The organism is Streptomyces sp. NPDC038200, from assembly GCF_055600785.1.
Map to the genome: position 1 here is coordinate 141,879 of NZ_JBVJYH010000020.1, position 17,687 is coordinate 159,565.

14 protein-coding genes are annotated in these 17,687 nt (G+C 72.4%); 6 read left to right on the forward strand and 8 right to left on the reverse strand.

Annotation, left to right across the window (positions count from 1 at the left end):
- The first annotated feature begins 13 nt into the window (after positions 1-13).
- Positions 14-952 carry a DUF3558 family protein gene (locus tag ACZ7KF_RS32655; RefSeq protein WP_471083175.1) on the forward strand — a complete coding sequence of 313 codons (939 nt, stop codon included), beginning with the start codon at positions 14-16 and terminating at the stop codon, positions 950-952.
- A 120-nt stretch (positions 953-1,072) separates the two neighbouring features.
- Positions 1,073-2,311: a DUF2637 domain-containing protein gene (locus ACZ7KF_RS32660; protein ID WP_471083265.1), complete on the forward strand. Its 1,239-nt coding sequence runs from the start codon at positions 1,073-1,075 to the stop codon at positions 2,309-2,311.
- A 63-nt stretch (positions 2,312-2,374) separates the two neighbouring features.
- Here the strand turns inward: ACZ7KF_RS32660 and lysS are convergent, their stop codons facing one another.
- Positions 2,375-4,138, reverse strand: coding sequence for a lysine--tRNA ligase (gene lysS / locus ACZ7KF_RS32665; protein ID WP_471083178.1), 1,764 nt, complete (start codon positions 4,136-4,138; stop codon positions 2,375-2,377).
- 127 nt (positions 4,139-4,265) lie between these two features.
- Between lysS and argS the strand changes: the two genes are divergently transcribed.
- Complete coding sequence (gene argS, locus ACZ7KF_RS32670; RefSeq protein WP_471083181.1) at positions 4,266-6,050, forward strand: arginine--tRNA ligase; 1,785 nt, start codon at positions 4,266-4,268, stop codon at positions 6,048-6,050.
- A gap of 192 nt (positions 6,051-6,242) precedes the next feature.
- Here argS and ACZ7KF_RS32675 read toward each other — a convergent pair whose 3' ends face one another.
- On the reverse strand, positions 6,243-7,190 hold the full coding sequence (locus tag ACZ7KF_RS32675) for a helix-turn-helix transcriptional regulator (RefSeq protein ID WP_471083184.1): 948 nt from the start codon (positions 7,188-7,190) through the stop codon (positions 6,243-6,245).
- A 71-nt stretch (positions 7,191-7,261) separates the two neighbouring features.
- Here ACZ7KF_RS32675 and ACZ7KF_RS32680 point away from each other — a divergent pair, with 71 nt between their 5' ends.
- Both ACZ7KF_RS32680 and ACZ7KF_RS32685 read left to right on the forward strand, forming a co-directional pair.
- A complete protein-coding gene (locus ACZ7KF_RS32680) occupies positions 7,262-7,648 on the forward strand; it encodes a VOC family protein (RefSeq protein WP_471083188.1) in 387 nt (128 codons plus the stop codon).
- Between the two features lie 113 nt (positions 7,649-7,761).
- Positions 7,762-8,586, forward strand: coding sequence for a DUF4253 domain-containing protein (locus ACZ7KF_RS32685; RefSeq protein WP_471083191.1), 825 nt, complete (start codon positions 7,762-7,764; stop codon positions 8,584-8,586).
- Positions 8,587-8,764: 178 nt separating this feature from the next.
- Here the strand turns inward: ACZ7KF_RS32685 and ACZ7KF_RS32690 are convergent, their stop codons facing one another.
- Positions 8,765-10,159 carry a helix-turn-helix domain-containing protein gene (locus ACZ7KF_RS32690; RefSeq protein WP_471083194.1) on the reverse strand — a complete coding sequence of 465 codons (1,395 nt, stop codon included), beginning with the start codon at positions 10,157-10,159 and terminating at the stop codon, positions 8,765-8,767.
- Positions 10,160-10,355: 196 nt separating this feature from the next.
- Here ACZ7KF_RS32690 and ACZ7KF_RS32695 point away from each other — a divergent pair, with 196 nt between their 5' ends.
- Entirely contained in the window at positions 10,356-11,099 is a 744-nt protein-coding gene (locus ACZ7KF_RS32695; RefSeq protein WP_471083197.1) for a DUF4232 domain-containing protein, read from the forward strand.
- Positions 11,100-11,112: 13 nt separating this feature from the next.
- On the opposite strand, the gene hemB is transcribed toward ACZ7KF_RS32695, so the two are convergent.
- From hemB to ACZ7KF_RS32720, 5 genes are all read right to left on the reverse strand, one after another.
- Positions 11,113-12,105 (reverse strand): porphobilinogen synthase, encoded by a 993-nt coding sequence (gene hemB, locus ACZ7KF_RS32700; protein ID WP_471083200.1) that lies wholly within the window; start codon positions 12,103-12,105, stop codon positions 11,113-11,115.
- Between the two features lie 298 nt (positions 12,106-12,403).
- On the reverse strand, positions 12,404-14,113 hold the full coding sequence (locus ACZ7KF_RS32705; RefSeq protein ID WP_471083203.1) for a bifunctional uroporphyrinogen-III C-methyltransferase/uroporphyrinogen-III synthase: 1,710 nt from the start codon (positions 14,111-14,113) through the stop codon (positions 12,404-12,406).
- Entirely contained in the window at positions 14,110-15,105 is a 996-nt protein-coding gene (gene hemC / locus ACZ7KF_RS32710) for a hydroxymethylbilane synthase (RefSeq protein ID WP_471083206.1), read from the reverse strand. Before hemC ends, ACZ7KF_RS32705 begins: the two co-directional genes overlap by 4 nt.
- Positions 15,102-16,859: a glutamyl-tRNA reductase gene (locus ACZ7KF_RS32715; RefSeq protein WP_471083209.1), complete on the reverse strand. Its 1,758-nt coding sequence runs from the start codon at positions 16,857-16,859 to the stop codon at positions 15,102-15,104. Before ACZ7KF_RS32715 ends, hemC begins: the two co-directional genes overlap by 4 nt.
- Positions 16,856-17,632 carry a redox-sensing transcriptional repressor Rex gene (locus tag ACZ7KF_RS32720; RefSeq protein ID WP_471083211.1) on the reverse strand — a complete coding sequence of 259 codons (777 nt, stop codon included), beginning with the start codon at positions 17,630-17,632 and terminating at the stop codon, positions 16,856-16,858. Before ACZ7KF_RS32720 ends, ACZ7KF_RS32715 begins: the two co-directional genes overlap by 4 nt.
- Positions 17,633-17,687 lie beyond the last annotated feature (55 nt).

Here is a 17,687-nt window from a genome sequence, read left to right on the forward strand (position 1 = left end):
GAGTGAAGGAACCATGCAGCGAGCAGCCCAGCGAGACGACCGTGCCCAGCGTGCCCAGCGAGTCAGGCGCCTCCGCCTCGCTCTCGTCTGTGCGGCAGCCGTCCCCGCGGTCCTGATCACCGCGGCCTGCTCCTCGGACTCCGGTGACTCCGGTGACTCCAAGGGCAAGTCCGGGGACGCGAGCACCGAGCAGGCGGCGGGCGGTGGCACCCGGCCGTCGGCGAGCGCGTCCCCCACGGTGCGGCCCGCCGCGTACCAGAAGCTTCCCGACCCGTGCGGGGCGCTGGCGAAGAAGACGCTGGCCGATCTGGTCCCCAAGGGCGTGAAGTCGAGCAAGAAGGGCAGCTCGGACGACCCCTCCTCGCGAGCGTCGTGCTCGTGGAACAGCCTGGACAACAACGGGGTCGATGGCTCCCAGTTCCGCTGGCTGAACGTCTCGTTGCTGCGCTTCGACTCGGACACCACCCGGGGCGCCGGCGACGACCAGGCGCACGCGTACTTCACTCAGCAGGTCAAGGACGCGCAGGCGGTGGACGGCGCCAAGAACCCCAAGGTGGTGCCGCTGTCCGGGACCGGCGCGGAGAGCACGGCCGTGCGCTACGACCTGAAGAAGAAGGAAGGTCTGTTCAAGCAGCAGACGGTGGTCGCCCGGGTGGAGAACGTCGTCGTCACCCTGGACTACAACGGCGCGGGCCTGGCGGGCGAGAAGACCCCCGACGCGGACGATCTGACGAAGGCCGCGGAGAAGGCGCTCAAGGAGGTCGTGGCGGCGGTGTCGTCGGCCAACGGCCAGAGCGGCTCGGGGACTTCGACGTCCGAGGGGTCGGCGTCGCCGTCCACGTCCGCCGCGAAGCCGGCGTCCAAGTCCCCGTCGAAGTCGCCGTCGAAGTCGCCGTCCAAGTCGGCCTCCTCCAGCGCGTCTCCGTCCAAGTCGGCCGCCGCCAAGAGCTGACCGGGGGGCCGTCGCGGCCGACCGGCACCACGTTCGGCGCACACGTGTGCCACTCTGTTGCGCGCAAGAAGACGCAAGGGGAGGGGAGTACGAGTGGCCGCGCCACTGCAGCTGACTCGGATGCACCGCGTGCTCATCGGCGTGGTCGTGAGCGGCGCTCTGATCATCGCCGGTATCGGCTTCGCCGGTTCGTACGCGGCCGTCCGTGAGCTGGCCATCAAGAAGGGCTTCGGGAACTTCTCCTATGTGTTCCCGGTGGGCATCGACGCAGGCATCTGTGTGCTCCTCGCCCTCGACCTGCTGCTGACCTGGATCCGTATCCCCTTCCCGTTGCTGCGCCAGACGGCGTGGCTGCTGACGGCGGCGACGATCGCCTTCAACGGTGCCGCCGCCTGGCCGGATCCGCTGGGTGTGGGCATGCACGCGGTGATCCCGGTCCTCTTCGTCGTGGCGGTCGAGGCGGCTCGTCACGCGATCGGCCGGATCGCCGACATCACGGCCGACAAGCACATGGAGGGCGTCCGCCTCACCCGCTGGCTCCTGTCACCGGTGCCGACGTTCCTTCTGTGGCGCCGCATGAAGCTGTGGGAGCTGCGCTCCTACGACCAGGTCATCAAGCTGGAGCAGGAACGTCTCGTCTATCAGGCGCGCCTGCGTTCCCGGTTCGGCCGCGCCTGGCGCAGGAAGGCCCCGGTGGAGTCGCTGATGCCGCTGCGGCTGGCGCGGTACGGCGTCCCGCTGGCGGAGACGGCCCCGGCGGGTCTGGCGGCGGCGGGCATCGAGCCGAGCCTGGTACCCGCCGTGACCGTGGGCGGTCGGACCGCCGGGGCGGCGCCCGTCGCACCGGCCGGCGCGCGTCCCGTGGAGCAGCGTCGCGAGCTGCCCCGCCAGCACCCCGGGCACCCGGCGAACGCCGCCGTGGAGGACGACGAGAGCCCCTGGTTCCAGGCTCAGCGCGAGATCGAGTACCACGGGGGCTACGACCCCACCTACGAGCCGCCCCCGGAGCCCCAGTACGAGCCCGAGGAGCAGTACGAGGAGTGGTACGAGGAGCAGCCCCCGGAGCAGTTCCAGCAGCCCTCCCCGGAGGAGACGGGCAGCTTCCCCATCCCGGTGGGGCCGAACCGCACCCGGGAGCTGGGCGACGGCGGCGGCACGGCGGACCCGGAGCCGACCGAGGAGGACTTCTACCTGGTCTTCCGCAAGTCGATCGACGGCAGCTATCCGACGGCCGGCCAGTTCAAGGACGATGTGCAGGCCACCTTCGGCATGGCGCTCCCCAAGGGGGACGCCGAGCGGATGGTCAACCGCTTCACCAACCGGCACACCGCGGAACTCCAGGAAGACCACATCGCGTGAGGACCCGCGCGTGAGGACGTGAAAAAGGGGCCCCGGTGAAGGGGCCCCTTTTCGTGGTCGGTCCTACTCCCCGAGCAGCTTCCGCACCCGGTCCTGCCCGACCGCGAGCAGCAGCGTGGGCAGTCGGGGACCGGTGTCCCGGCCGACGAGCAGGTGGTACAGGAGCGCGAAGAACGTCCGCTGGGCCGTCTTGATCTCGGCCGGCAGCTCCTTCGGCGTGGCGTCGGCGGGGAAGCCGGCCTGGACCTTGGGCACGCCGTACACGAGGTGGGTCAGCCCGTCGAGCGACCAGTGCTCGGCGAGTCCGTCGAGCAGCAGCCGTACCGACTGCCGGGACGCCTCGTCGAGGGACTCGAGCAGCTCGGCGTCGGGCTCGTCCCGGACGATGGTGCGCTGGTCGGCGGGGACGTGCGTGTTGATCCACGCCTCCGCCTTGTCGTAGCGCGGCCGGGCCTCGTCCAGCGAGGACAGGGGCTGGTCCGGGTCCAGCTCGGAGAGGATGCGCAGCGCCTGGTCCTCGTGGCCCGCGGTGATGTCGGCGACGGACGCCAGCGTGCGGTACGGCAGCGGGCGCGGCGTCCTGGGCAGCTCGGTGGCGGCGGTGCCGACGGCACGGGTGTGGGCGGCGATGTCGGCGGGCAGGGCGGAGCCGTCGGCGACCTTGCCGACGAGCTTGTCCCACTCGTCGTAGAGCCGCTGGATCTCCTGGTCGAACGCGATCTTGAAGGACTGGTTGGGCCTGCGGCGGGCGTAGAGCCAGCGCAGGATCTGCGGCTCCATGATCTTCAGCGCGTCGGCCGGGGTCGGCACGCCGCCCCGGGACGAGGACATCTTGGCCATGCCGGAGATGCCGACGAACGCGTACATGGGACCGATGGGCTGCTTGCCGCCGAAGATCCCGACGATCTGACCGCCGACCTGGAAGGACGATCCGGGTGAGGAGTGGTCGACACCGCTGGGCTCGAAGACGACGCCCTCGTACGCCCACCGCATCGGCCAGTCCACCTTCCAGACCAGCTTGCCGCGGTTGAACTCGCTGAGCCGGACGGTCTCGGAGAAGCCGCACGCGGTGCAGGTGTACGCCAGCTCGGTGCTGTCGTCGTCGTAGGAGGTGACGGTCGTCAGGTCCTTCTCGCAGTTGCCGCAGTACGGCTTGTACGGGAAGTACCCGGCGGAGCCGGAGCTGCCGTCGTCCTCGGAGGCGGCGCCGGAGCCCTCCTCGGCCTCCAGCTCGGCCTCGTCCACGGCCTTCTGCTGCGGCTTCTTGGCCTTGGGCTTGGTGCGGTACTGGGCGAGGATCGCGTCGATGTCGCCGCGGTGCCTCATGGCGTGCAGGATCTGCTCGCGGTAGGTGCCCGAGGTGTACTGCTCGGTCTGGCTGATCCCGTCGAACTCGACGCCCAGCTCGGCCAGCGACTCGGTCATCGCGGCCTTGAAGTGCTCGGCCCAGTTCGGGTACGCGGAACCCTTGGGGGCCGGTACCGAGGTCAGCGGCTTGCCGATGTGCTCGGCCCAGGACTCGTCGACGCCCGCGACACCGGCCGGGACCTTGCGGTACCGGTCGTAGTCGTCCCAGGAGATCAGGTGCCGGACCTGGTGGCCGCGGCGGCGGATCTCGTCGGCGACGAGGTGCGGCGTCATGACCTCGCGCAGGTTGCCGAGGTGGATCGGCCCGGAGGGGGAGAGTCCGGACGCGACGACGATCAGCGGGGCGGAGGCGGCCGACGATTTCGCGCCCGAAGCCCGCCGTTCCGACTCCTCGATGACCTCATCCGCGAAACGGGAGACCCAGTCGGTGGTCTCGGTGCTCTGAGCCACGATCGGCACGTCCTTCTTTCTGAACGGGGTGACACCCCATTCTCACAGACCGCCCCTCGACCGGGAAAACGGCTTTACCCCCCGTGGGATACTGGCGGGGACCATCCGCCCCACGAGGAGAACGGCACCCATTCCTATGGCCTCGGTCACGTCCCTCAGCGACAACGTCCAGCAGCACCTCGCGTCCGCCCTCTCGGCCACCCTGCCGGAGGCCGCCGGCGCGGACCCGCTGCTGCGACGAAGCGACCGGGCCGACTTCCAGGCCAACGGGATCCTGGCCCTGGCCAAGAAGGCGAAGGCGAACCCCCGGGAGCTGGCGACCCAGGTCGTCGCCCAGGTGGTGACGGGTGACGTGATCAAGGACGTCGAGGTGTCCGGCCCCGGCTTCCTCAACATCACGATCGCGGACAAGGCGATCACCGAGAACCTGGCCGCACGGTACGCGGACAAGACGGGCCGCCTCGGCGTGCCGACCGCCGCGCACCCGGGCACGACGGTGATCGACTACGCCCAGCCGAACGTGGCGAAGGAGATGCACGTCGGTCACCTGCGGTCCGCGGTGATCGGCGACTCGGTGGTGCAGATCCTGGAGTTCACCGGCGAGAACGTGGTCCGCCGCCACCACATCGGCGACTGGGGCACCCAGTTCGGCATGCTCATCCAGTACCTGGACGAGCACCCGCACGAGCTGGACCACCGGGCGTCCGCCGAGGACACGGCGGCTTCGGGCGAGGAGGCGATGTCGAACCTCGACCGCCTCTACAAGGCCGCGCGGAAGCTGTTCGACTCCGACGAGGAGTTCAAGACGCGGGCCCGGCGCCGGGTGGTCGACCTCCAGGCCGGCGAGCCGAAGACGCTGGCCACGTGGCAGAAGTTCGTGGACGAGTCGAAGATCTACTTCTTCTCCGTCTTCGAGAAGCTGGACATGGAGGTCCGGGACCCGGACATCGTCGGCGAGTCCGGCTACAACGACATGCTGGCGGAGACCTGCCGCCTGCTGGAGGAGTCGGGCGTCGCGGTCCGCTCGGAGGGCGCGCTGTGCGTGTTCTTCGACGACATCAAGGGCCCGGACGGCAACCCGGTCCCGCTGATCGTGCAGAAGTCCGACGGCGGCTACGGCTACGCGGCCACCGACCTCTCCGCGATCCGTGACCGTGTCTTCAACCTCAAGGCGAACACCCTCCTGTACGTGGTGGACGCCCGGCAGGCCCTGCACTTCCGGATGGTCTTCGAGACCGCCCGCCGGGCCGGCTGGCTGAACGACGACGTGACGGCGGTGCAGCTGGCCTTCGGCACGGTCCTCGGCAAGGACGGCAAGCCGTTCAAGACGCGTGCGGGCGAGACGGTCAAGCTGCAGGACCTGCTGGACGAGGCCGTCGAGCGGGCCACGACCGTGGTCCGGGAGAAGGCCGAGAAGGTGGGTCTGTCGGAGCAGGAGATCGTCGAGAACGGCCGCTACGTGGGTGTCGGCGCGGTGAAGTACGCCGACCTGTCGACCTCCGCGGTCCGGGACTACAAGTTCGACCTGGACCAGATGGTCTCGCTGAACGGCGACACGTCCGTCTACCTCCAGTACGCCTACGCCCGTATCCAGTCCATCCTCCGCAAGGCCGGCGAGGCCCGCCCGGTCGCGCACCCGGAGCTGGCGCTGGCCCCGGCCGAGCGCGCGCTGGGCCTGCACCTGGACCAGTTCGCGGAGACGGTGCTGGAGGTGGCGACGGCGTACGAGCCGCACAAGCTGGCGGCCTACCTGTACCAGCTGGCGTCGCACCTGACGACGTTCTACGACCAGTGCCAGGTGCTGTCCGCCGACAACCCGGCCGAGGTCGTGGAGAACCGCCTGTTCCTGGTGGACCTCACGGCCCGCACCCTGCACCAGGGCATGGCCCTGCTGGGCATCAGGACACCCGAGAAGCTCTGACGGCGGACGCTTCGGCGTGTTGCGGGGATCGGCCTTCCGACCGGCCGTTTCCCACCGCGACACGCCGAAGGGAACCGAACGCTGCGCGCGTCGGTCTCCTGATCGTTCTCTGTGAGTCTCGTGGCGGCCCGAAGTCTTCGGGCCGCCACGACGCGTCTACGGCCCGGCACGCGGGCCGGACGGCCGGAAACCTCAGGCGTTCTCCTGGAACAGCTCACGGGCCCGGCGTGCCAGAGCCTGCCGGACCGGTTCCGGTGCGATGACACGCAGCGGCGTCGCCAGGCCGAGGAGATAGCGGGCGAGGCCGTCCGCGTCCGGGCCGCCGATGTCGACGAGGGTGGCGTCGGGGCCGTCGGGGCGGTGCGTGCCGATCGTCGCGGGTACGACCCGCAGTGCCTGGTCCATGGGCAGCGGCAGCCGGATGGTGGCCGACAGCGGATAGGGGCCGTTCGCGGTGTTGTGGGAGACCAGTCGCGCCGGATCGGGCGGGTCGGTGATCCGCACCGGCTGCCCGGTGGGCACCAGCCGCTCGACCCGGTCGGCCCGGAACGTCCGCCACCCCCGGCTCACGTCGCGCGCGACGAAGTACCAGCGCCGGCCGGTGTGCACGAGCCGGTACGGATCGACGTCCCGGACCGTGCTCCGGCCCGCCCCGTCGCAGTACGACAACCGGGCCCGCTCCCCCCGCCGGCAGGCAGCGGCCAGCTCCAGCAGCATGCCCGGCCGCAGTTGCGGCTCCTCGGACCACGGCAGCCGCACCAGCGCGTCGTCCCACTCCCCGAGCCGTTCGGCGATCCGCGGCGGCAGCACCTGCCGCAGCTTGAGCAACGCGGACAGCGCGGCCTGGTCCCCGCCGAGCACCCCGCTCAGCGCCGCCTCCCGCAGCCCCACGGCCACGGCCAGCGCCTCCTCGTCGTCCAGGACGAGCGGCGGCACGCGCGCCCCGGCGCGGAGCCGGTAACCGCCCCACGGACCGGCGTCGGAGTCGACGGTGTACCCGAGTTCCCGCAGCCTGGCGATGTCCCGCCGCACGGTGCGGTCGGTGACCGCCATGCGTTCGGCCAGCTCGGCGCAGGTCCATGCGGGCCGGGCGGCGAGCAGCGAGAGCAGGCGCAGCAGACGGGTGGAGGCGCTGAGCACGACGCGAATTTTTCCATGGATCCCCATGACCAGGACCGGAACTGTCCGGGTCGGGTCCTACCGTCGCCCCCATGACCACAGAGAACACCTCCGCACCCGCGTTCCGCTTCGCCGCCGTCACCTTCGACTGCGCGGACCCCGCCGAACTGTCCCGTTTCTACGGCGAGATGTTCGGCCTGCCCGTCACCTACTCGGGCGACGACTTCGTCTTCCTGGGCGGCAAGGACGGCGTGGGCCTCGGCTTCAGCCGCCTGGCCGACTACCGGCGCCCCACCTGGCCGGACCCGGCCCAGGAGAAGCAGGCCCACATCGAGGTGGGCGTGGCGGACCTGGACACCGCCGAGGCCCGTCTGCTGTCCCTGGGCGCGACCAAGCCGGAGCACCAGCCGCAGCCGGACCGCTGGCGGGTCCTGCTGGACCCGGCGGGCCACCCGTTCTGCATCACGACCCTCGTCTGACCGGGGCCGCCCGGGAAGTCACCCGGGCGGTCTTCGCGGCCTCCCCTCCACCCTCAAGCAGCCGTCGGGCCGGTCCAACGGCGTTGTCAGTGGCGGCGCTTACAGTCACTGGCATGGCGACTCTTCCCAACCCGCTGCCCAGGCTGGCCACCGACCCCAGCGGGCGTTCCCTGGGCCTTCAACTGCCGCCCGGCAGGCTGGTAGACGAGACGGACGACGGGCCCTGGCACGAGCCCTTGCTGTGGCACGCGGAGAAGGCGTCCGCACCCGGCACCTGGAAGGCGCTGGGCGCGCCCGCGGCCCGTGCGGGGCTGTTGCCGGTGCTGGTGGACCTGGCCTCTTGCCGGGTCGGCGTGGAGGACTGGGCGCTGCTGCCCGGAAAGGCGTCGTACCCGGGCGACCATGACGTCGAGGACGTGCTCGCGGAGTACTGGGAAGAGGAGACGGACGGGCACGTCGGCGACGAGATCGCGCCGTTCGGGGCGGAGTGGCCGGGGCTGGCGGCGGCCGGTGTGCTGTCGGCCGATCCGGAGACCCGTGCCGCGCAGGTCGCCGACGCGCTGAACAGCGACCCGGGCGCCTGGGTGGAGTGGATCGAGGAACCGCATCTGGCGCTGGTCCCGGCCCGCCGGTCCGCCGACATACCGGCGGCGATCGGGTGGACGGGCCCGTTGAACTACGAGGCGGACGTGGCCCGGATCAGCGCGGTGCTGCGGTCGTGGGAGGACCGGTTCGGCATACGGGTCGTGGCGCTCGGCCTGGACTCCCTGGTGGTGTCCGTCGCGGCGCCGCCCGGCACCCTCGCGGACGCGGAGGTGCTGGCCGCCGAGCACTACGCCCTGTGTCCGAACACGGTGGTGCAGAGCGGTCCGGGGAGCGTGGAGGCGTATGCCGAGGAGCTGATCACGGCCACCAGTTGGTCGTTCTGGTGGGACTGACCCGGACTGCCCCGGACCGGCCCCGAGCGGCCCGCCCCGTCCCCGCGCCACCCCGGGTCCGGCCCCGGCCGGGTCCGAGGCGGGGCGGTCCGGGGCGGGGCGGTCCGTGGCGGGCTGACCCGCGCCGTCCCGACAGCCCTGGTCCCGGCTGTCCTCGGCGCGCCCGCCGCAGGAAGCCTCAGTCGAAGTCCGCCGCCGGTTTCCACTTCTGGCCGCCGAGCGGGAAGGCGTACGCCGGACGGCCGTTGTTGCCGCTGGTGCGAAACGGACGGCCGCCGTCGTCGATCACCAGCGTGCCGTGCCGGTCGCCGCTGGACCAGGACAGCTCCAGGTACCAGCTGACGTCGTACGCGGACGCGTCGGCCGTGACATGGAAGACCTCGGGGTCGGACTGGCTCACCTTGAACGGGAAGTTCCGGCCGCCGGCCTCCGGCACGGGAGCGGGGCGCATCGCGTCCAGCGCCACGGTGAAGGACCGGGTCGGCACCCCGCCGCCGCAGCCGACGCCCGGGTAGCCCATGGCGTAGTCGTTCCAGGCGAGCGGGGACCGCTTGCCCGCCATGCGCACGGACAGCTTCTCCAGGACCACCGTCTCCTCACCGCTGCCCTGCACGGTGAAGGTGACGAACTGCTCCCCCGACGACACCGCCTTGTGCACGTCCACCCAGGCGGGCGCGTCCTGCTCCAGCGGCGGCGGGGAGACGGCGGTGGGCGGCCGGTCGATCAGGTAGTGCTGGGAGCAGGGGTCCACCCAGGCGTAGGGCTGCGTGCTGACCGTCAGGGGCGTGCCGGCCATGGGGGACTTCCCCGCGGCCTCGGAGCCGTCGGGCCTGCTCTCGGCCGTGCTGCTGCGACCGGCGGAGGCCGAGGGGGAGGCCGAGGCCGAGGGCGAGTGGGAGGCGGTCCGGTGCGGGGACGGGCTGCTGCCGGGCGTCGGGGTCACCGGCGCACTGCTGCGGGGGGCGGCACCGGCATCCGCGAGGGCGCCCTTGCCGTCCTGACTCCCGTCGCCGGAGGGCAGGTTGAGGGCGAGTGCCACGGTGCCGAGCAGCGCGGTGACGGTGAGGGCCGCGAGGAGGACGGTCCGCCGCCTCCGGTACCGGGAACCGCCTGCCCGCACCCCCGACACCGGCTCGGACGCGGACACCGGCTCGGGCACGGACCCGGGCTCGGGCTCGGGTGCGGACTCAGCCCCCGGCACGCGCGCCTGCACCGGCACCGGCACCGAATCGGGCTCGGGTACCGGCTCGGGTACCGGCTCCGGTTCCGGCCCCCGCACCGGCTCCGCGACCACCTCGGCGGCCGGCTCCGGCTTGCGGCCCGGTTCCTTCCGCCCCCGTCCCGCGTCCGCCAGCACCCACTGCCGGTGCAGCTCCACCAGTTCCCCGGGCGTGGCCTTGCAGAGCCGGGCGAGCCGCTCCACGGGGGCGTAGTCGGCCGGTACGGCGTCCCCGTTGCAGTAGCGGTGGAGCGTGGACGTACTCATGTGGAGCCGTTTGGCGAGCGTGCCGTAGCTGTGCCCGGAGCGGTCCTTCAACTCCCGCAGCAACTCGGCGAAACCGCTTCCCGACATGCCCTCCGTCACCGTTCCCTCTTCCCCCCTCGTCCCACCCCGCTGTTCCAGGGAGGTCCCGTTTGCACAGGTCAACGCCTGTGTAGGCATTCCAGCGTCCCGGATCGGCGGCAGCTGCTCGCGTCGGGACGAACCTGCCCACAGGCTGTTGGTCATCCAAGCACGCCAACCGGCCCAGCCCGAAAGAGGACTTGCCATGCGTTTGCGCCACATCCGTCTGCTCGCCGCCACCGGCACCGCCGTCGCGGCCCTCGCGCTCACGGCGTGCAGCAGCGGCACGGGCACCGAGGACGAGGGCGCCGCCCGGCCGACGGCGGCCGAGGCCCCCGCGGCCAAGACGCCGGAGCGCACCGCCAACGCCACCGACGACGGCAACGGCTCCACCGGAAGCGGGAACGGCTCCGACGGAAGCGGTACGGCGAACGGCACGCCCGCGGCCCGCACCCGCACGCCCGGCAGCCAGCCGAACCCGTCCGCCACCGAAGACCGCCAGGGCGCCGGCACCGGCAGGTCGTTGGTGCTGTGCAACGGCACCAACACCACCGTCACCGCCCAGCCGCTCAACCAGCCCCTCAACCACATGCTGCTCACGGTGAAGAACACCGGCGGCAAGACCTGCGACCTGCCGTACTACCCGGTCCTGCGGTTCGACCAGATGCAGTGGGTGCCGCAGGCGGACGAGGACACCCGGCCGCAGGCCGTGGTCTCCCTGGCGCCCGGCGAGTCGGGGTACGCCAGTGTGCTGCTGTCGGCCGCCGACGGCAGCGGCACCGGCGGGCAGACCGCCCACAAGCTGACCGTGGCCTTCCAGGGCTCCACCCCGAACAGCGACGGCGGCCCCTCCGCGACCCCGGCCCTGCCGGCCAAGGGCGTCCACTACGACAGCGCGCTGAAGGTGACGTACTGGCAGCAGGACCTGGACGCCGTCTCCGGCTGGTGAACGGCCTCGCGGACTAGCGGAGCTTCCGGGCCACCTCGGTGGCCCAGTAGGTGAGGATGTTCCGCGCCCCGGCCCGCTTGATGCCGGTCAGGGTCTCGAAGATGGCCCGGTCCCGGTCCACCCAGCCCTTCGCGGCGGCGGCCTCGACCATCGAGTACTCGCCGGAGATCTGGTAGGCGGCGACGGGCACGTCCACGGCGTCCGCGACCCGGGCGAGGATGTCGAGGTACGGGCCGGCCGGCTTGACCATCACCATGTCGGCGCCCTCGGCGAGGTCCAGCTCCAGCTCCCGCAGGGACTCGCGCCAGTTGGCCGGGTCCTGCTGGTAGGTCTTGCGGTCGCCCTGCAGCGAGGAGGCGACGGCCTCGCGGAACGGGCCGTAGAAGGCCGAGGAGTACTTGGCGGTGTAGGCGAGGATGGCGACGTCCTCGCGCCCGATCTGGTCGAGCGCGTCGCGGACGACACCGATCTGGCCGTCCATCATCCCGCTGGGGCCGACGACATGGGCCCCGGCGTCGGCCTGCACCTGGGCCATCTCCGCGTACCGCTCCAGGGTGGCGTCGTTGTCGACGCGCCCCTCGGCGTCCAGCACCCCGCAGTGCCCGTGGTCGGTGAACTCGTCCAGGCACAGGTCGGACATGACGAGCAGATCGTCGCCGACCTCGGCGCGCACATCGCGCAGCGCGACCTGGAGGATCCCGTCCGGATCGGTGCCGACGGTGCCCTGGGCGTCCTTCTTGTCGTCCTCCGGCACGCCGAACAGCATGATCCCGGAGATCCCGGCCTCCACGGCCTCCAGCGCGGCCTTCTTCAGACTGTCCCGGCTGTGCTGCACGACCCCGGGCATCGCCGTGATCGGCACCGGCTCGTCGACGCCCTCCCGGACGAACGCCGGAAGGATGAAGTCGGCGGGGTGCAGCCGGGTCTCGGCGACCATCCGCCGCATGACGGGCGAGGTACGCAGCCGCCTCGGACGCGTACCGGGAAAAGATCCGTACTTCGTCATGCCGTCTACGCTACGCCCGCCGCACCCGCACCCTTGCCGACGCCCTGTCGGCCAGGAAAGGGCCCGAACCGCCCGAAACCGTCGGCCGTGTGACGGGCGCGCCGGGGCCGGACGCGTCGGCCGGGTGACGGGCGCGCCGGGGCCGGACGCGTCGGCCGGGTGACGGGCGCGCCGGGGCCGGACGCGTCGGCCGGGGACCGAGCCGCGGGCAGCCCGCCCGCCCGCCGACCGAGCCGGACGACGGGCGGGCACAGGCCGGAGTGCGGCCGGGGTCCAGGGGGTGGGGCCCCCTGGTGGTTCAGGTCGTCGAGCGGCGCCTGCGCGCCCCCGGCCGGCGTTCGCTCGGGCGAGTCACCGGGTCTCCGGCCTCCACCGCCGCGGCGCGCCGCTTCATGCCGAAGTCGGCGAGGGCCTCGGCCAGCTTGTGCACCGAGGGCTCCGGGGCCATGACGTCGACCCGCAGGCCGTGCTCCTCGGCGGTCTTCGCCGTGGCCGGGCCGATGCAGGCGATGACCGTCACGTTGTGCGGCTTGCCCGCGATACCGACCAGGTTCCGGACCGTGGACGAGGACGTGAAGAGGACCGCGTCGAAGCCGCCGCCCTTGATCGCCTCACGGGTGTCGGCCGGCGGCGGCGAGGCGCGCACGGTCCGGTAGGCCGTGACGTCGTCCACCTCCCAGCCCAGCTCGATGAGCCCGGCGACGAGCGTCTCCGTCGCGATGTCGGCACGGGGCAGGAAGACACGGTCGATCGGGTCGAAGACCGGGTCGTAGGGCGGCCAGTCCTCCAGGAGGCCGGCAGCGGACTGCTCGCCGCTCGGCACCAGGTCCGGCTTCACGCCGAAGGCCACCAGCGCCTTCGCGGTCTGCTCGCCCACCGCAGCCACCTTGATACCCGCAAAAGCCCGAGCGTCAAGGCCGTACTCCTCGAACTTCTCCCGGACGGCCTTCACCGCGTTGACCGACGTGAAGGCGATCCACTCGTACCGGCCGGTCACCAGCCCCTTGACGGCACGTTCCATCTGCTGGGGCGTGCGCGGCGGCTCGACGGCGATCGTCGGGACCTCGTGGGGCACGGCGCCGTAGGACCGCAGCTGGTCGGAGAGCGATGCCGCCTGCTCCTTCGTCCGCGGCACGAGCACCTTCCAGCCGAACAGCGGCTTGGACTCGAACCACGACAGCTGGTCGCGCCGGGCGGCGGCGGAACGCTCGCCGACCACGGCTATCACCGGCCGGCCGCCGTCCGGCGACGGCAGCACCTTCGCCTGCTTCAGCGTCTGCGCGATCGTGCCGAGCGTCGCCGTCCAGGTGCGCTGACGGGTCGTCGTACCGGCGACGGTCACCGTCAGCGGGGTGTCGGGCTTGCGGCCCGCCGAGACCAGCTCGCCCGCCGCCACGGCCACGGAGTCCAGGGTCGTGGACACCACCACCGTGCCGTCGGACGCGCCCACCTCCGTCCAGCAGCGCTCGGAGGCGGTACGGGCGTCCACGAACCGGACGTCCGCGCCCTCGGCGTCCCGCAGCGGCACACCGGCGTACGCGGGCACGCCGACCGCCGCCGCGACACCGGGGACGACCTCGAAGGTCACCCCGGCGTCGGCGCAGGCGAGCATTTCCTGGGCCGCGTACGTATCAAGGCCCGGGTCCCCGGACACCGCACGGACGACCCGCCTGCCGCCCCGCGCAGCCTCCATGACAAGATGAGCGGCATCCCGGGCAGCAGCCGGGACAGCGGCGGGTGTTGACGTGCCGTCAACCACCGTCAGCTGGGGCGTGCCCGTGCCCGGCGGTGACACCGAGGACGGGTCCGCGTCCATCGGCACGACGGAGACGCCCTGTCGGGCGTGCGTCCGGATCACGTCGAGCACCTCGTGCTCGGCGACCAGGACATCCGCGTGCGACAGCGCCTCCACGGCGCGCAGAGTCAGCAGTCCCGGATCCCCGGGTCCGGCACCGAGGAAGGTGACGTGCCCGTGTTCCGGACCGGCGGGAAGAGTGGTGGGGCTCACTGTGCTCGCTCCCCCATCAGACCGGCCGCGCCCTGGGCGAGCATCTCGGTGGCGAGTTCGCGACCGAGTGCCCACGCCTGGTCGTGCGTCTGGGGCACGGGACCGGTGGTGGACAGCTGCACCATGCGAGAGCCGTCGGTGGTGCCGACGACGCCCCGCAGGCGCATTTCGTTGACAATCTGCCCGTCGGCCTGGGGGTCCCCCCGCTCGAGCGGAGCCGAGAGTGGGGGAAGGTCGGCCAGCGCGCCCACAGGTGCGCTGCAACCGGCCTCCAGGGCGGCGAGCAGGGACCGCTCGGCGGTGACGGCGGCCCGCGTGAGCGGGTCGTCCAGCTCGCCGAGCGCGGCGGCGAGTTCCGTGTGCCGCGCGGCACACTCGATCGCCAGGGCCCCCTGGCCGGGGGCGGGCAGAACCGTGTCGACCGACAGGAAGTCGGTCACCTCGTCGATCCGGCCGATCCGGTTGAGGCCGGCCGCGGCCAGCACGACCGCGTCCAGTTCGGCGTCGCGGACGTATCCGATGCGCGTGTCGACGTTGCCGCGGATCGGGACCGTCTCGATGTCCAGGCCGTGGGCGCGGGCGTACGCGTTCAGCTGCGCCATGCGGCGCGGCGAGCCGGTACCGATGCGCGCACCGCGCGGGAGGTCGGTGAACTTCAGGGCGTCGCGCGCGACGATCACGTCCCGCGGGTCCTCGCGCACCGGTACGGCGGCCAGGGCCAGCTCCTCGGGCTGTGCGGTCGGCAGGTCCTTCAGCGAATGAACCGCGAAGTCGACCTCGCCCCGCAGCAGCGCGTCGCGCAGCGCCGTCACGAACACGCCGGTGCCGCCGATCTGCGCCAGGTGCTCGCGGGAGGTGTCGCCGTACGTGGTGATCTCGACCAGCTCGACGGGCCGCCCGGTCACCTGGCGGACGGCCTCCGCCACCTGCCCCGACTGGGCCATGGCGAGTTTGCTCCGCCTGGTCCCCAGTCGCAGTGCCTTCTCACTCATGCCGGTCGGTCCTTGTCGTCCGTGCTGTCCCCGGCCCGGGAGACGGAGGCGACCGTCTCGGGGTCGAGGTCGAAGAGGGTGCGCAACGCGTCCGCGTACCCGGCGCCGCCGGGCTCGGCCGCGAGCTGCTTGACCCGTACGGTCGGGGCGTGCAGCAGCTTGTCCACGACCCGGTGGACGGCCTGCCGGATCTCGCCGCGCTGGCGCTCGTCCAGGTCGGGCAGGCGGCCGTCGAGCCGCGCGATCTCACCGGCGACGACATCGGCGGCCATGGTGCGCAGCGCGACCACGGTCGGCGTGATGTGCGCCGCCCGCTGTGCCGCGCCGAAGGCCGCGACCTCGTCGGAGACGATACGCCGGACCTGGTCCGCGTCGGCCGCCATCGGGGCGTCGGCGGAGGCTTCCGCCAGCGACTCGATGTCCACCAGGCGGACCCCGGCCAGCCGGTGCACGGCCGCGTCGATGTCGCGGGGCATGGCCAGGTCGAGGAGGAAGAAGAAGGGGGCCGGGCGCTCGGCCACCGGCTCCGGCTTGCGCCGCTCGGGGATGCGGCCCACCGTCGCGACGGTCGCGGCGAGCGCGGTGATCAGCTCGGCGTCCGCCTCGGGGGTACGGCGCTCCCGGCGGTCGAGGGTGCCTCCCGCGGCCCAGGCCGCGTGCTGCTCCAGGGTGGCGGCGTCCATGCCGGCCACGGCGGCCTCGCCCATCACGGAGAAGCCGGGCTGTGCGGCGGCCAGGTCGAGCGGGCAGTTCTCGTCGTTGCCGGCGGCGGGCGCCAGCGGCGCCTTGGCCTTGCCGGGCGTACGCGCGGTGTCGGCCGCGGGGGTGAGGCCGGCCGCGGGAGCGGTGCCGGTGGGGCCGTCGATCTCGGCGACGGGGGCGCCGGTACGGCCCTCGACCGCCTGCGCGACCGCCTCCGCCGTGAGCACCAGACCCGTCGCCCCGGTACACGAGACGACGACGTCGGCACGTGTCAGTTCGTCGCCCACCGCGTCCATGCGCACCGCGCGGGCGGTCACGGCGCTCGTGCCGCCGCCCTCGGTCGGGCCGTGTCCGTACTGCTCCTCGAGCAGGAGGGCGAGCCGCTCGGCGCGCTCGAAGGTGCGGTTGGCGACGACGACCTCGGCGACCCCGGCGCGGGCGAGCGTCGCGGCGGCCAGGGACGACATGGACCCGGCGCCGATGACCAGCGCCCGGCTGCCCGCGGCCCACTCCCGGACGTCGCCGCCCGCGGCCAGCTGCTCCAGGCCGAAGGTGACCAGGGACTGGCCGGCGCGGTCGATGCCGGTCTCGGAGTGGGCGCGCTTGCCGACCCGCAGGGCCTGCTGGAACAGGTCGTTCAGCAGTCTGCCGGCGGTGTGCAGCTCCTGGGCGCGGGCCAGGGAGTCCTTGATCTGGCCGAGGATCTGTCCCTCGCCGACGACCATCGAGTCCAGCCCGCAGGCCACCGTGAACAGGTGGTGGACGGCCCGGTCCTCGTAGTGCACGTACAGGTAGGGCGTCAGCTCGTCCAGGCCGACCCCGCTGTGCTGGGCGAGCAGCGTGGACAGCTCGGCGACACCGGCGTGGAACTTGTCCACGTCGGCGTACAGCTCGATGCGGTTGCAGGTGGCCAGCACCGCGGCCTCGGTGGCGGGCTCGGCGGCGACCGTGTCCTGGAGCAGCTTGATCTGGGCGTCCGCGCTCAGCGCCGCCCGCTCCAGCACGCTGACCGGGGCACTGCGGTGGCTCAGTCCGACGACGAGGAGACTCATGCCGGCATCACGGCGGGGACGTCCCCGTCGGGCCCCTGGTCGGCGGAGTGCGCGGCGGCCGTGCCGCGGGGGGCGGCGGCGGGCAGCGCGCCGTCGCCCGCGGCGGTCTCCTCGCCGGCCTTGCGCTGCTCGTGGAACGCGAGGATCTGCAGCTCGATGGAGAGGTCGACCTTGCGCACGTCGACGCCGTCCGGGACGGACAGCACCGTCGGCGCGAAGTTCAGGATGGAGGTCACACCGGCGGCCACGAGCCGGTCGCAGACCTGCTGGGCGGCACCGGCGGGGGTGGCGATCACACCGATCGACACGCCGTTGTCCTCGATGATCTTCTCGAGGTCGTCGGTGTGCTGGACCGGGATGCCCGCGACCGGCTTGCCGGCCATCGCCGGGTCGGCGTCGATCAGCGCGGCGACCCGGAAGCCGCGGGAGGCGAAACCGCCGTAATTGGCCAGGGCTGCGCCGAGGTTGCCGATACCGACGATCACAACCGGCCAGTCCTGGGTCAGGCCGAGCTCGCGGGAGATCTGGTAGACGAGATACTCCACGTCGTAGCCGACACCGCGCGTTCCGTAGGAGCCCAGGTACGAGAAATCCTTGCGCAGCTTGGCGGAGTTGACCCCCGCCGCCGCGGCCAGCTCCTCGGAGGAGACCGTGGGTACCGAGCGCTCCGACAGTGCGGTGAGGGCTCGGAGGTACAGCGGAAGCCGGGCGACGGTGGCCTCGGGAATCCCTCGGCTACGGGTCGCCGGTCGGTGTGTTCGGCCAGTTGCCACGGTGCTCCTGCGGGTAGAGCGGGGCTGCAGGCGGTCATACGTCCCCAGACCGCCC

Excerpts from the sequence above, each read along its gene's own strand:
- hemC (WP_471083206.1), bottom strand. The coding sequence starts at position 15,105 with ATGAGTGAGAAGGCACTGCGACTGGGGACCAGGCGGAGCAAACTCGCC.
- ACZ7KF_RS32680 (WP_471083188.1), top strand. The coding sequence starts at position 7,262 with ATGACCACAGAGAACACCTCCGCACCCGCGTTCCGCTTCGCCGCCGTC.
- hemB (WP_471083200.1), bottom strand. The coding sequence starts at position 12,105 with ATGACGAAGTACGGATCTTTTCCCGGTACGCGTCCGAGGCGGCTGCGT.
- ACZ7KF_RS32655 (WP_471083175.1), top strand. The coding sequence starts at position 14 with ATGCAGCGAGCAGCCCAGCGAGACGACCGTGCCCAGCGTGCCCAGCGA.
- ACZ7KF_RS32690 (WP_471083194.1), bottom strand. The coding sequence starts at position 10,159 with ATGTCGGGAAGCGGTTTCGCCGAGTTGCTGCGGGAGTTGAAGGACCGC.
- argS (WP_471083181.1), top strand. The coding sequence starts at position 4,266 with ATGGCCTCGGTCACGTCCCTCAGCGACAACGTCCAGCAGCACCTCGCG.
- ACZ7KF_RS32715 (WP_471083209.1), bottom strand. The coding sequence starts at position 16,859 with ATGAGTCTCCTCGTCGTCGGACTGAGCCACCGCAGTGCCCCGGTCAGC.
- ACZ7KF_RS32695 (WP_471083197.1), top strand. The coding sequence starts at position 10,356 with ATGCGTTTGCGCCACATCCGTCTGCTCGCCGCCACCGGCACCGCCGTC.
- ACZ7KF_RS32660 (WP_471083265.1), top strand. The coding sequence starts at position 1,073 with ATGCACCGCGTGCTCATCGGCGTGGTCGTGAGCGGCGCTCTGATCATC.
- ACZ7KF_RS32685 (WP_471083191.1), top strand. The coding sequence starts at position 7,762 with ATGGCGACTCTTCCCAACCCGCTGCCCAGGCTGGCCACCGACCCCAGC.